The organism is Uliginosibacterium sp. sgz301328, assembly GCF_041807905.1.
Taxonomy (GTDB): domain Bacteria; phylum Pseudomonadota; class Gammaproteobacteria; order Burkholderiales; family Rhodocyclaceae; genus JBGVSA01.
In genome coordinates, this window is record NZ_JBGVSA010000006.1 from 61,392 (window position 1) to 74,332 (window position 12,941).

8 protein-coding genes are annotated in these 12,941 nt (G+C 65.5%); all 8 read left to right on the top strand.

The features are described from left to right. Positions 1-408: 408 nt before the first annotated feature. The 8 genes from flhB to smc all read left to right on the top strand — a co-directional run bounded on the left by flhB (position 409) and on the right by smc (position 12,879). Positions 409-1,551 carry a flagellar biosynthesis protein FlhB gene (flhB, locus tag ACDA63_RS06205; RefSeq protein ID WP_373662343.1) on the top strand — a complete coding sequence of 381 codons (1,143 nt, stop codon included), beginning with the start codon at positions 409-411 and terminating at the stop codon, positions 1,549-1,551. 20 nt (positions 1,552-1,571) lie between these two features. Beyond that, on the top strand, positions 1,572-3,665 hold the full coding sequence (gene flhA, locus ACDA63_RS06210) for a flagellar biosynthesis protein FlhA (protein ID WP_373662344.1): 2,094 nt from the start codon (positions 1,572-1,574) through the stop codon (positions 3,663-3,665). A gap of 4 nt (positions 3,666-3,669) precedes the next feature. Continuing rightward, positions 3,670-5,088 (top strand): flagellar biosynthesis protein FlhF, encoded by a 1,419-nt coding sequence (gene flhF, locus ACDA63_RS06215; RefSeq protein ID WP_373662345.1) that lies wholly within the window; start codon positions 3,670-3,672, stop codon positions 5,086-5,088. Continuing rightward, entirely contained in the window at positions 5,085-5,831 is a 747-nt protein-coding gene (locus ACDA63_RS06220; protein WP_373662346.1) for a MinD/ParA family protein, read from the top strand. The genes flhF and ACDA63_RS06220 overlap by 4 nt, the downstream gene beginning before the upstream one ends. A 138-nt stretch (positions 5,832-5,969) precedes the next feature. Beyond that, the gene (locus tag ACDA63_RS06225) at positions 5,970-6,731 is read left to right on the top strand and encodes an RNA polymerase sigma factor FliA (RefSeq protein ID WP_373662347.1); all 762 of its coding nucleotides are present in this window, start codon (positions 5,970-5,972) and stop codon (positions 6,729-6,731) included. 59 nt (positions 6,732-6,790) lie between these two features. Continuing rightward, on the top strand, positions 6,791-7,555 hold the full coding sequence (locus ACDA63_RS06230; RefSeq protein ID WP_373662348.1) for a flagellar motor protein: 765 nt from the start codon (positions 6,791-6,793) through the stop codon (positions 7,553-7,555). A gap of 147 nt (positions 7,556-7,702) precedes the next feature. Then, on the top strand, positions 7,703-9,235 hold the full coding sequence (gene putP, locus ACDA63_RS06235; RefSeq protein ID WP_373662349.1) for a sodium/proline symporter PutP: 1,533 nt from the start codon (positions 7,703-7,705) through the stop codon (positions 9,233-9,235). Between the two features lie 125 nt (positions 9,236-9,360). Beyond that, a complete protein-coding gene (gene smc, locus ACDA63_RS06240; RefSeq protein WP_373662350.1) occupies positions 9,361-12,879 on the top strand; it encodes a chromosome segregation protein SMC in 3,519 nt (1,172 codons plus the stop codon). The last annotated feature ends 62 nt before the right edge of the window (positions 12,880-12,941 follow it).

The following is a 12,941-nucleotide window of genomic DNA, read 5'->3' on the forward strand; positions in this document are numbered from 1 at the left end:
AGGGCTTTTCTGGGCGCCCAATAATCAATTCGCAACTCCGCTGACGCGAATTTCTCCACGCAGCAGTGGTGGCCAACGCGCGCTTGGCGCACAACACAGAACCGCACGGGTAATGATGTGCTAGATGATCTCGCCGCGCGCGGTCTTCGCGCTCGCAGCGCGGCGAGCGTCCGTGCGCATCCGGCGTCTTGTTCTCCAGCGGCCGGGAGCTTGGCGATTTCCTGCCGCGTGGATCTGCTCCGGGTGAACGCCCGAAACGATCTATTGGAGCTTCACCGCTAGCCAGCGCTCCACCACACCCCCATCTCCGTGGGGCCAAGCGCCGAATAGCCGGGGCTTTTCCGCATTTATCCGGGCGGCAGTTCTTGCCGCCCCGGCAAATAATCCTGTCCATCCAGGGGCAGGATCATGGCCGAAGAAAGCGATCTCGAGAAAACAGAATCAGCGTCACCCAGACGGCTGGAGCAGGCGCGCGAAGAGGGCAACGTTCCCCAATCGCGCGAACTGCAGACTTTTCTCGTCCTGATCCTCGGCGTAGGCAGCCTGTGGCTGACCAGTCAATGGATGGTCTCGCACGTGGTGCACGCCGTTCGCGACGGGCTGGTGCTGGAGCGGCGCGACGCGCTCGACCCCGCCGCCATGTTGCACGCGCTGGGCAATCTGTCGTCCGACGGCCTGCTGGCGATCGCGCCGATGATGGTCGTGTTGATGATCGCCGCCGTGGCCGGCCCGCTCTCGCTGGGCGGCTTCAATCTGTCGACCAAGGCGATCTCGCCTGACTTTGGCCGCATCAATCCGCTGCAGGGCATCAAGCGCGTTTTTTCGATGCACGGCTTGGCCGAACTCATCAAGGGTGTGCTCAAGACGCTGGTCATCGGCTCGGTGTCCGCATGGGTCATCTGGCGCAACCACGACGACCTGATGGGCCTGATGAGCATGCCGCTGGACGCCGGGCTTGCGCGCACCGGCAAGGTGATCCTGACGGCGGCGCTGCTGCTCGCTTCGAGTCTTGGTCTGCTGGCGTTGCTGGACGTGCCGTTCCAGCTATGGCGCTACTACGAGCAACTCAAGATGACCAAGGAAGAGGTCAAGCAGGAGTCCAAGGAGCAGGAAGGCAATCCGCAGATCAAGGGCCGCATCCGCGCACGCCAGCGCGAGATGGCCCGCCGCCGCATGATGGACGCCGTGCCCAAGGCCGACGTGGTGGTCACCAATCCGACGCACTATGCCGTGGCGCTCAAGTACGAAGCCGGCAAGATGGGTGCGCCGACGGTGGTCGCCAAGGGCGCCGATCTGGTCGCCGCCAACATCCGCAAACTCGCACAAGAAAACAAGGTGCCGCTGCTCGAAGCGCCGCCCCTGGCACGCGCGCTGTTCCGCCATACCGAGATCGGCGAACAGATTCCCGCCGCGCTCTATACCGCCGTGGCCGAGGTCATGGCGTACGTGTATCAGCTCAACGAATTCATCGCCCGCGGTGGTTTGCCGCCCGAAACCCCCCATGACCTGCCGGTGCCGGCAGACATGGACCCGCATGCAGCAACGCCGTAACCCGCACCGAGTGAACATTCATGGCTCAAGCTAACCAACTCGATCTCCGCCAGTTGTTCTCGCCGAGCAACATTCGCCAGCTTGCCGCGCCGATCCTGGTGCTGCTCGTGCTGTCGATGATGGTGCTGCCGCTGCCGGCGTTCCTGCTCGACGTGTTCTTCACGTTCAACATCGCCATGTCGATGATCGTGCTGCTGGTGGCGATGTACACGCGCCGGCCGCTGGAGTTCTCGGTCTTCCCCACGGTGCTGCTGGTGACCACGCTGCTGCGCCTGTCGCTCAACGTGGCATCCACGCGGACGGTGCTGCTGCACGGCCACAGCGGCGCGGATGCGGCGGGCAAGGTGATTGAAGCATTCGGCCACTTCCTCGTCGGCGGCAACACGGCGGTGGGCATCGTGGTGTTCGTCATCCTCACGGTGATCAACTTCGTCGTGATCACCAAGGGTGCTGGCCGTATCGCTGAAGTGGGCGCGCGCTTCACGCTGGACGCCATGCCCGGCAAGCAGATGGCCATCGACGCCGACCTGAACGCTGGCCTCATCAACGACAAGGAAGCCAAGCAGCGCCGCTCCGACATCTCCGCCGAAGCCGACTTCTACGGCGCCATGGACGGTGCTTCGAAGTTTGTGCGCGGTGACGCGATTGCCGGCATCCTGATTCTGGTGATCAACATCGTCGGCGGGCTGATCGTCGGCGTGGCGCAGCACGACATGGAGTTCTCGCGCGCGCTCAACAATTACACGCTGCTGACCATCGGCGACGGTCTGGTCGCACAGTTGCCGGCGCTGATCATCTCGGTGGCGGCCGGTCTGGTGGTGTCGCGCGTCGGCGAAGACGTGGATATCGGCTCGCAGTTGGTGGGCCAGGTCTTCAACAACCCGCAAGTCATGATTCTGACGGCAACCATCCTTGGCCTGCTGGGCATGATCCCCGGCATGCCGAACCTGGTGTTCCTGATGCTCGCCGGTCTGCTGGGCGCGCTGGCCTGGGTGCTCAACAGAAAGCAGCAGGCCGCCGCCGAAGTCGAAGAGCCCGCCGTCGCGCCGGAACAGGCCGCCGCCCGTGCAGAATCGATGGAAGCGAGCTGGTCGGACGTGACCTCGGTCGACGTGCTCGGCCTGGAAGTGGGCTACCGCCTGATCCCGATGGTCGACAAGGGGCAGGACGGCGAACTCCTCAAGCGCATTCGCGGCCTGCGCAAGAAATTCGCGCAGGACATCGGCTTTCTGGCCGCGCCGGTGCACATCCGCGACAACCTGGAACTCAAGCCGAATGCCTACCGCATCACGCTCAAAGGCGTGGAGATCGGGCAGGGCGAGGCCTATCCGAACCAACTGATGGCCATCAATCCGGGCCGCGTGGCGGGCAACCTGCCGGGCACGCCGACGACCGATCCGGCCTTCGGCCTGCCGGCGGTGTGGATCGACTCCAGCCTGCGTGAACAGGCGCATGCGCTGGGCTACACCGTGGTCGATGGCAGCACGGTGGTCGCCACGCACCTCAACCACGTCATCCTCAGCCATGCGTCCGATCTGCTCGGCCGCCAGGAAACCCAACAACTGCTCGACCACATCGCCAAGGAATCGCCCAAGCTGGTCGAAGACCTCGTGCCGAAGACGCTGCCGCTGCATACGCTGCAACGCGTGCTGCAGTACCTGCTGGAAGAAGGCATCGCCATTCGCGACATGCGCACCATCGTCGAAACCCTGGCCGAGCACGCCACGCGCATTCAGGACCCGCTGGAACTGGCCGGCCGCGTACGTATCGCGCTGGGCCGCGCCATCGTGCAGCAACTGTTCCCGGGCAACAGCGAGATGCAAGTCATCGCGCTCGACCCCTCGCTGGAGCGCGTGCTGCAACAAGCCATGCACACCGGTGGCGCAGATGCCGCCATCGAGCCGGGTCTGGCTGACACGCTGCTGCGCGAATCGGCCACGGCCGCCCAGCGCCAGGAAGACCTCGGCCTGCCGGCCGTACTGCTGGTGCCGAACGCCTTGCGCTGGCTGCTGGCGCGCTTTGTGCGCCGCGCCGTGCCGAATCTCAAAGTCATTGCTCATTCGGAGGTGCCTGAATCGCGCACCATCCGTGTCACTGCGGTTGTTGGAGGCTGATTAAATGGTGGACGTGAAGAAATTCGTCGCGCGCAGCGCCCGTGAAGCGCTGGCCATGGTAAAGGCCGAACTCGGCGGCGACGCGGTCGTGCTGTCCAATCGCTCGGTGCCGGACGGCGTGGAAATCGTTGCCATGCCGGCCGAGGCCATCGCCAGCTTCTCGGCTGCCGCCCAACAGGTGCGCCGGCCCGAATCGACGCCTGCTCCGGCCCCCGTTGCGGCACCGGTGGCCCGTGCAGCCGCACCGGCTCCGAGTGACGATGATTTCACCCTGACGCTGGGCCAGCACATTGCCCGCCTGGCGCGCGAACAATCCGCTGAGCCGACGCTGACCCATCGGGCCTCGGTGCATCACGACCTGCCTCCGCTGCGCCGTGCGATCGACGAGCCCGCGCCGCGCGCCATCGCCCAGTCACAACGTGAAGACGTCGCGCCCGCCGCTGCGGCCGTCGAGGCCGCCAAGCTGGCCGCGCTCGAAGCGACAAACGCGCGCCTGATGGATGAGCTTGCCTCGATCAAGGGCATGCTCGAACGCCAACTGGCCGGGTTTGCCTGGAACGAAATCACCCGTACCGCACCGGCGCGCACGCAATTGATGGCCGAACTGCTCGAAGCAGGCTTTTCGTCGCAACTGACGCGCTCGCTGACTGAGGGCATCGTCGGCGACATGGCGGTGACCGACGCGCGCGCCCATGTCAAGGGCATGCTCGATCGCAAGCTGCGCTTGCTGGCATCCGACGCCGACATCATCGATCGCGGCGGCGTGTACGCCATCGTCGGCCCGACGGGTGTGGGCAAGACCACCACCACGGCCAAGCTGGCCGCACGCTGCGTGGTGCGCCATGGCGCCGACAAGGTGGCGCTGATCACCACCGACGGTTACCGGATCGGCGCGCACGAACAACTGCGCATCTATGGCCGCATCCTCGGCGTACAGGTGTGCGTGGTGCGCGACGCCGCCGATCTGCGCCAGACGCTGGCCGACCTGCGCGGCAAGCACATGGTGCTGATCGATACCATCGGCATGGGTCAGCGCGACAAGATGGTCATGGAACAAGCCGCGATGCTGGCCTCCGCCGGCAACGTGCGCCGCCTGTTGTGCCTGAACGCCACCGTGCGTGGCGACACGCTCGACGAGATCATCCGCGCCTACGACGCGCCCAATCTTGCAGGCTGCATCATCACCAAGCTGGATGAGGCGGCCACCATTGCGCCGGCCATCGATGCCGCCGTGCGCAACGAACTGGGCGTGTTCTATGTCTCCACCGGCCAGCGCGTGCCGGAAGACCTGCACCTGCCCAACCGCAGTTACGTGATTCACCGCGCCCTGCGCGAAGTGCCCGCCAGGTCGGCACACAAGCTGGATGTTGCCGAGGCCGGACTGATCATGTCTGCGCCCGCATCGCCGGTGCCACGCGCATGATGGCCGGATACGATCAGGCCGCCGGCCTGCGGCGCATGTTCGGCGGCCAGGGGCGCTCGCTGGCGGTGCTGACCTGCGGTGCAGGGGCCGCCCGTTGGCTGGCCGCACAGTTGCGCGCGCGCGCCGGGGCAGGGCAACGCTTGCTGGTACTGGAAGAATGCAGCGCCTTCGGCAATCTGGCCGACCACCTTGGGACGGCGCCGCGCTTCGATCTGCAGCAAGTGATCGAGGGCCACGTGCCGCTGGCGCAAGCCTTGGTCCGCGACGACGCGCTCATGCTGCTGCCGGTGGCGCGCGCGGCCCGCCTGGTGGGGCGCGAACGGGTGCTCGGCCGGCGCGTGGTCGACGCCCTGCGCACGCTGCAGTTCGAAGCCGACGAAACCATCGTGCACGCCGATACAACGGCGACCTCATCCCTGCTGCGCGCGGCCGGCGTCTGCCTGCTGGTGGCCGAAGCGCGCGTCGAATCGATCACTGCCGCCTACGCGGCGCTAAAGAAACTGAAGGGAATTGCCGATATCGGCAGTATGGCGCTCACCTTGAGCGGGCAGACGACATTTGAATCGCGCGAACTGGCGGCCAATTTCCAGGCCCTGGCGTGGCGTCAGTTGGGCATCGAGGTGCGCTGCGTCGATCACCTCGGTCAGGCGCTGCCGTCGAGCCCCGGCGGCTTTGTCGAGCGCCTTCGCGATCTGGCCTGCGGATTGGCGGCGAGCCCGGCCACGAGTGCCGCGTGTGCATGATTGGCGTGAATACTCCGCGCTTATCCGCGCAATGCAAGGACAACGCTCCCCGCACAATGCAGGCATGGGAGCACGAATCAGCCGTGTTGCTCCATTCTCCTGCTGCTTGTGATTGGCCCTGGCCAACGAGAGACAACGATGTATAACGCCGCCGGAACACTGGATCGGGATCAGCTCATTACGCGCTACGCGCCGCTGGTCAAACGGATCGCCTATCACCTGATGGCCAAACTGCCTGCCAGCGTGCAGGTCGAGGACATCATCCAGAACGGCATGTTGGGCCTGCTCGACGCGGTCGGCCGCTATGAAGAGGGCCTGGGCGCGCAGTTCGAGACCTACGCCGTGCAGCGCATCCGCGGCGCCATGCTCGATGGTCTGCGCGAGAACGACTGGCTGCCGCGCAGCCTGCGACGCGAAATGCGCCGCATCGAAACCGCCATCCACACGCTGGAACAGCAGAACGGCCGCCAGCCGACCGAACGCGAACTGGCGCAGTCGCTCGGCATGGAACTGGCCGATTACCAGAAGATGCTGCAGGAGGCGCGCGGCTACCAGCTCGTCTATTTCGAGGATTTCGGCGACGAGGATGACGAAGACTTCCTCGAACGCCACATCGTGGGCGAGAGCAACGATCCGCTGGACCTGCTCGAAGACCACAACATGCGCACGGTGCTCATCCAGGCCATCGAAGACCTGCCGGAGCGCGAAAAGACGGTAATGGGCCTGTACTACGAGGAAGACCTCAACCTGCGCGAGATCGGCGAGGTGCTGGGAGTGTCGGAATCGCGCGTGTGCCAACTGCATAGCCAGGCCATCGCTCGCCTGCGCTCGCGTATCACCACCGGCCGCGACGCGGGGCCGGGCAGCGGCAAACGCGGCAAGCGGGCGAAGGTGGCATAGGCCCACCGCGCCGCGCGCCGGTGTGGCCCGCAGCAAACTTGGAAGGGATGCACGGATAAATGGATTTCGTCAGTCTGGCCGGCCTGTTACTGGGCGTCGCCGCCATCGTGTTGGGGCACATGTTCGAAGGCGGGCATCTGTCGTCGTTGGTTCAACCGACGGCGTTCTTCATCGTCATCGGCGGCACCGTCGGCGCGGTGATGCTGCAGAGCCCGTGGCACACCTTCCGCCAGGGCGTTGGCATGGCCGGCTGGGTGTTCAGCCCGCCAGCGCCGCCGTCCGACGGGCTTATCTCCGAAATCGTCAGCTGGAGCTCCACCGCCCGCAAGGAAGGGCTGCTGGCACTCGAAAACAAGATCAGCAATCTGGCCGATCCATTCATGCGCAAGGGCCTGCAATTGCTGGTGGACGGCGTCGAGCCCGAACGCCTGCGCGAAGTGATGGACGTCGAAATCGGCGCCTGGGAACATGAAATGAAGCAGGCGGCCAAGATCTGGGACGCCGCTGGCGGCTATGCGCCCACCATCGGCATCATCGGCGCGGTGATGGGCTTGATCCACGTGATGGAAAACCTCTCCGACCCGAGCAAGCTCGGCGCCGGCATCGCGGTGGCCTTCGTCGCCACCATCTATGGCGTGGGCAGCGCCAACCTGATCTTCCTGCCGGTCGGCAAGAAACTGTCCGCGAGCATTGCCCGCCTGGTATCGACGCGCGAGATGGTGCTCGATGGCCTGGTCGGCATCGCCCACGGCGACAATCCGCGCATCATCGAAAGCCGTCTGCAGGGCTACCTCAGTCAGTCGGCGCGGCGCGGCCAGCGCTGATTCATCGTGGTGAGCCGGGCGCGACATGCCGCCCGGATGTCTGCATCGCATTTGCGATAGGTCTCAAGTGATGATTGACGGATTTGGCATAGTCGCCCGTCCAAGAATCTGACAGGCCACCTCCGAGTGGCCGAATCGAGACTACGCATGCTTTCGACGACTGCCAGTACGCCGCTTACCGTCACTTTCCTGTTCTACATATTGGGCATGGTCGCGATTGGCCTGATTGCCTATCGCTACACCAGCAACCTTTCGGATTACATCCTGGGCGGGCGACGCCTGGGCGCCTTCGTGGTGGCGCTGTCGGCCGGTGCGTCGGACATGAGCGGCTGGCTGCTCATGGGCCTGCCGGGCGCGGTGTTCCTGCATGGCGTGTCCGAGTCGTGGATCGCCATCGGGCTGACCATCGGCGCCTGGTGCAACTGGAAGTGGGTGGCGGGGCGCCTGCGCGTCTACACCGAACGGGCTAACAATTCGCTGACCCTGCCGGACTATTTCACCTACCGGTTCGAGGACAAGAGCCGCCTGCTGCGTGTGCTCTCGGCCGTCATCATCCTGCTGTTCTTCGCCGTGTACTGCGCCTCCGGCGTGGTGGCGGGCGCCCGTCTTTTCGAGAGCACCTTTGGCATTCCCTACGCCACGGCGATGTGGGTAGGCGCGCTGGCGACGATCCTCTACACGCTGATCGGCGGCTTCCTGGCGGTGAGCTGGACCGATACGGTCCAGGCCAGCCTGATGATCGGTGCGCTGGTCGTGACGCCCCTGGTGGTGATCTTCCTGTCGGGCGGATTGGTCGAGAGCACGGCCATCATCCATCGGCTGGACCCGTCGTTCTTCGACATGGGCAAGGGCGGTTCGGTCGTAGGCGTCGTGTCGCTGCTGGCCTGGGGCTTGGGTTATTTTGGCCAGCCGCACATCCTCGCGCGCTTCATGTCGGCTTCGAGCTACAAGGCGATCGCGCCGGCTCGCCGTATCAGCATGACCTGGATGGTGCTGTGCCTGGCGGGCGCCGTGGCCGTCGGCTTCTTCGGTATCGCGTACTTCGCCGAGCATCCCGAACTGGCCGGGCCGGTCGCGCAGCAACCGGAACGCGTCTTCATCCTGCTGTCGCAGTTGCTGTTCAATCCGTGGATCGCCGGCGTGCTGCTGTCGGCGATCCTGGCCGCCATCATGAGTACGCTGAGCTGCCAGTTGCTGGTGTGCTCCAGCGCGCTGACCGAGGATTTCTACAAGGCCTTCCTGCGCCGCAACGCGGGCCAGGCCGAACTGGTGTGGGTGGGGCGCATTACGGTGCTGCTGGTGTCGTTGCTGGCCATCGCGCTGGCGCGCAATCCGGAAAACTCTGTGCTGGAACTGGTTTCCTACGCCTGGGGCGGCTTTGGCGCGGCGTTCGGCCCGGTGGTGGTGATCTCGCTGCTGTGGCGCCGCATGACGCGCAACGGCGCGCTGGCCGGCATGCTGGTGGGGGCCCTGACCGTGGTTGTGTGGAAGCAGGGCAGCATCTTTGGCGTACAGATCGTCCCGGCCGCATGGCAGGCGCTCTACGAAATCCTCCCCGGCGCGCTGCTGGGCGCGGTGGCCATTTTTGTCGTCAGTCTGCTGGATCGCGCGCCGTCGCGCGACGTTCTGGCGACTTTCGATGCGGTGGACGCTGAAATCGACGCATATCGCCGCAGTTGAACGGCGTTTGGCGGAGCAGGCGTCGTCCTGCCCGCCAGTCTTTGCCCTGAAGGCCGACGGGGGGTGGCACCGGGTGATATCATTCGCGGCGAAAAAACAGCCGACTTCCCGACCCGCTCCCGAACGTGCGCCTGTCCAAGCTTAAACTCGCCGGCTTCAAGTCCTTCGTCGATCCGACCACCATCCTGGCACCCGGCCAGTTGGTGGGCATCGTGGGGCCCAATGGCTGCGGCAAATCGAACGTGATCGATGCCGTGCGCTGGGTGCTGGGCGAATCGCGCGCCTCGGCGCTGCGTGGCGAGTCGATGCAGGACGTCATCTTCAACGGTTCGACCACCCGCAAGCCTGTGCAGCGGGCCAGCGTCGAGCTGATTTTCGACAACGCCGAAGGGCGCGCTGCCGGCCAGTGGTCGCAGTACGCCGAAATCGCCGTCAAGCGCGTGGTCGACCGGGCCGGCGGCTCGGACTACTTCATCAACAACGTCCGCGTACGCCGCAAGGACGTCATCGACCTGTTCCTCGGCACCGGCCTGGGGCCGCGTGCCTACGCGATCATCGAGCAAGGCATGATCTCGCGCGTCATCGAGGCGCGGCCCGAAGACGTGCGGGCCTTCCTCGAAGAAGCCGCCGGCATCACCAAGTACAAGGAACGCCGCCGCGAGACCGAAGGCCGTCTGGCCGACGCGCGCGACAACCTGGCGCGTATCGAAGACATCCGCGCCGAACTCGGCAGCCAGATCGAAAAGCTCGCCGCGCAGGCCGAAGTGGCGCGTACCTACAAGGAACTGGCCGATTCGCTCAACGAACGCCAGCGCCTGCTGTGGGTGTTCAAGCGCGAAAGCGCGGCGACCGAAAAAGCCCGCAACGCCGAAGGTATCGCCACCTGTGGTACGACGCTCGAGGCCGAAACCGAGCGTCTGCGCATTCTTGAAGACCAACTGCTGGTCGCGCGCGAGCGGCACACGCGGCTCTCTGACGTGGTCGGCGTGGCGCAAGGCGATCTCTACGCCATCACAGCCGAAGTCTCGCGCATCGAAAACGAACTCAAGAGCCTGCGCGATACGCGTTCGCGCCTGTCGCAGCGTATCGATCAGCTCACCATGTCCGAAGCCCAGTGGCGCGAACGCTCCACGCAGCTGGCGGCGGAGCGCGAACGTTGGGCGGAACTGCGCGAAGTCGCCACGGTGCGGCTGGAGCAGGCGCAGGACGAGCTGGCCATCGCGCAGGAAGCCTTGCCCGAAGTCGAGGACACCTACCGTCGCGCGCAGGAAGAGCAGGATCGCCTGCGCCGCGAACTGGCCCAGGCCGAGCAGCAGATGCGCGTGGACGACACGCGTCGTCAGGCCAGTCTGCGAGCCATCGAAGCACTGACTGCCCGTCGCCAGCGGCTCGAAGCCGATCTGGCACAACTGCCGGCGGCCGATCCGGGCGACGCCGAGGCGATCGAACTGGCGGTGGAAACGCTGGCGGGCCAACTGGAAGACGCCGAAGCCGAACAGACCGCCCAGCAAGGCGTGCACATCCAGTCCCAAGGCGCGTTGCGCGCTGCGCAGGAAGCAGAACGTCGCGCTGCCCGTGCAGTCACCGAAAAGCGCGCCCGACTCGACGCGCTCGAAGCGCTGCAGGCCAAATTGCGCGACGCTGGCGACATGGGCACCTGGTTGCGCGAAGCCGGGCTGTCGGAGCTGCAACCGCTGTGGCAGCACATTACCGTCGATGCCGGCTGGGAGCTTGCGCTCGAAGCCGTCCTGCGCGAACGGCTGGCCGCGCGCGGGCCGCTTGCCCGCATGCCGGAATCCATCCACGGCAAGTCCGTACCGTCGACTGTCGTGCTGACGCGTGAAGGCGCACCAGCGCCGGCGCAGCGTCCGACATTTGCCGGTACGCCGCTCGCGTCACGCCTGCGCTGCGCGAACGCCGCCGCCGCGGGCATCCTCGAACACTGGCTGGCCGGCGCCTACGCGGTCGACAGCATCCAGCCCTGGATCGACAGCGCGGCGCAGCTACCCGACGACGTCGTGCTGGTGGCGCAGAGCGGCGCCATCCTGAGTAGCCGAGAGCTGACCTTGTTCGCGCCGGATGCGCGCACGCACGGGGCGCTGGAACGCCAGCGCGAAATCGAATCGCTGAGTGCCGAACTCGCCACGCTCGAAGAAGAGCAGGCCGCCTGCGCGGAGCGCGCGACAGAGGCCGAAGAGGCGCTCGCCGCAGCGACCAATGCGCTGACGACGGTACGCACGCGCATCGGCCAGTTGCAGCAGCAGGTGCACGCCGCGCAGCTCGAAGTCGTCCGCATGCAGCAGGAGAAGGCCCGTTTCGAAGAGCGCCGCGCGCAATTGCGCCGCGAGGCCGACGAAATCGCCTTTGCCGAAGAGACCGAGAATACTCACTTGCTGGAAGCCGAGGCCGGCCGCGAACTGCACCAGCAACGCGCCGATGAGTTCGCCGAACGCTTGCATGCCGCGCAGCAGACGGTGGCGCAGGGCGAGCAGGCCCAGCGAGCCCAGCGCGAGCACGTACAGACCTTCCAGCGCGCCGTGCAGGAAGCCGAGTTCTCATTGCGCGAATGCGCTGGCAAGCTCGACGACATCAGCCGCAACGACTCGCTGACCGCAGAGCAGATCTCGCGTGGCGAAGTCGAACTCGCCCAGCTCATCGCGGAGCGCGACGGGCTGGACGAAGACACCCTGCAAGTGAGCCTGTCGACCGCCCTCGATCTGCGCGAGGCGCGCGAAGCTGCGCTGGCCGCGCGGCGCGACGAAATGGAGCGTGCCAGCAACACGCTCCGCGAACAGGATGCCGAGCGCCTGCGGTGCGAACGCGCGCTCGATCCGCTGCGCGAACAGCTCAATGCCTTGCGGCTTGCGCATCAGGCTGCCGAAATGGCGCACCAGCAGGCCTGTGAACGTCTTGAAGAAATGCAGGCCGGCGACGCGCAATACGCACCGGAAGAACTCGCCCAGGTCAAGGAGCTGACACTCACGCGCGAGGTGGCGCGCATCAATCGTGAGATCAGCGAACTGGGCGCGGTGAACCTTGCCGCGCTGACCGAATTGACGTCCGCCACCGAGCGCAAGAACTTCCTCGATGCGCAGAACGACGACCTGACGCAGGCCATCGAAACGCTCGAAGACGCGATCCGCCGCATTGATCGCGAAACGCGCGAACAGTTGATGGAAACGTACAATACGGTCAATCGCCACTTCGGCGAGTTGTTCCCGCGGCTATTTGGCGGGGGCCAGGCGGCATTGATCCTCACGGGCGACGAAATTCTCGACGCTGGCGTGCAGATCGTGGCCCAACCGCCGGGCAAGAAGAATTCATCGATCCACTTGCTGTCGGGGGGCGAAAAGGCGCTGACCGCCATTGCACTGGTGTTTTCGATGTTCCAGCTCAACCCGGCGCCGTTCTGCATGCTCGACGAAGTCGACGCACCGCTGGACGACGCCAACACCGAGCGTTACTGCGAGATGGTCAAGCACATGTCGTCGGTGACGCAGTTCGTATTCATCAGTCATAGCAAGATCACCATGGAAATGGCGCAGCAACTGATCGGCGTGACCATGCAGGAACAAGGTGTGTCACGCGTCGTCGAAGTCGACATGGATGAGGCGCTGCGCCTGGCGCAGCCCGAGGCGGCTTGACGGCGGCGCAGCACGATCGGCGGCTCAGTCCCCCGGAACGATCCCGGCCAACATAACGAATT